The following is a 1,287-nucleotide window of genomic DNA, read 5'->3' on the forward strand; positions in this document are numbered from 1 at the left end:
ATTGCTCGTGCTTTAATTCGTAATCCACGGGTGTTAGTTCTCGATGAAGCAACATCGTCTCTAGATACTGCTTCGGAAGCTTTGATTCAGGACGCTTTGGAACACTTGATGGAAAACCGCACAACGTTTGTAGTAGCTCATCGCCTGTCAACGATTCGGAAGGCTGACCGGATTGTAGTTATGGAACGAGGGCATATTGTAGAAGTTGGCAATCACCCTCAACTGCTGGCTAAAGATGGAACCTATACACAGTTACATTCATTACAGATATAGCAGTTATGGCGCTACGCGCAAGTCAGAAGTCAGAAGTCAGAAGTCAGAAGTCAGAAGTCAGCTATGACTAAGTTTCGGAGTTTAGGAATGTCCTGACCTTCATGTGTAATGCTATATCAATGGGGTGAGGTATAGAATTATGGGTTTTAGGGAGTAGGGAGTAGGGAGTAGGGAACAGGATAAAAATTATGTGTACCTCATAGCTATGAGAAATGCTATATCACTGAGGGAAATCACCGAACTGTTCTCGATAACGAGCTAACAATGACTCCATTTGAGCTAATTGCTCCTGAGCTTGTTGCTTTTGCTGACATTCTTGTTCGGCTCGTTGCTTTTCGAGTTCGGCTGCTTCAGTAGGGGCAGGAACTAGTTGTCCTTCTGGAGTAAACCAACGTAATTTTGAGTCATAAATTCCCAAATATAGTGCCAACTGTTGACTCCACAACCAACCTTCTTGATTAGGCTCAAGTTCGAGATAACAACCATCTACCAAGTGGAAGCCCTTTAATTCCAGGGTGTTGGGGTCAAACCAGAAATAGTCGGGAGTACGGAATGTATCCTGGTAGATTTGCTTCTTTAATCCTCGGTCCGTATCTGCTGTGGTAGGGGAAATAATTTCTACAATCACATTCGGATACTTCCCCTCTTCTTGCCACACTACCCAACTGTTCCGAGGTTTGCGCTCAGTTCCCAGCACCACAAAAAAGTCAGGCCCACGAAATTCTTCAGACTTACGTTGTCGAGGACTGTAATAAATAGTCAGATTTCCCGAGACATAGAAATCATCACGCTCATCCCACAACCACTCTAGGCATTGGATGAGTAGGGTCATTTGTAGTCGATGTAGATCAGTTTCCAAAGGTGGTTCGTCACTGAATAAATCCCTAGGGGGAAATATAACATCTTCCGGTACAGTTGTTGCCTTTTCTGTTGGCGTTTCTGTTGCCGTTTTTAATTCTTGAGTCAAAGACATGGCGGCTAGGGTACAATAAGTAGGTAGTACTTATTAGTCTA

Annotated in this window: 1 protein-coding gene and 1 pseudogene; one reads left to right on the top strand and one right to left on the bottom strand. The window is 43.7% G+C overall.

Annotation, left to right across the window (positions count from 1 at the left end; translation table 11 throughout):
- Positions 1 to 273, top strand: a pseudogene (locus F6K37_RS42990) (ABC transporter ATP-binding protein); the annotation flags it as partial.
- 220 nt (positions 274 to 493) lie between these two features.
- Here F6K37_RS42990 and F6K37_RS42995 read toward each other — a convergent pair.
- The gene (locus F6K37_RS42995) at positions 494 to 1,246 is read right to left on the bottom strand and encodes a Uma2 family endonuclease (RefSeq protein ID WP_008191284.1); all 753 of its coding nucleotides are present in this window, start codon (positions 1,244 to 1,246) and stop codon (positions 494 to 496) included.
- Positions 1,247 to 1,287: the final 41 nt, after the last annotated feature.

It is taken from the genome of Moorena sp. SIO4E2, assembly GCF_010671945.1.
GTDB classification, from domain to species: domain Bacteria; phylum Cyanobacteriota; class Cyanobacteriia; order Cyanobacteriales; family Coleofasciculaceae; genus Moorena; species Moorena producens.

Bases quoted from the DNA above. Each gene is read 5' to 3' on its own strand.
- F6K37_RS42995 (WP_008191284.1), bottom strand. From the start codon at position 1,246: ATGTCTTTGACTCAAGAATTAAAAACGGCAACAGAAACGCCAACAGAA.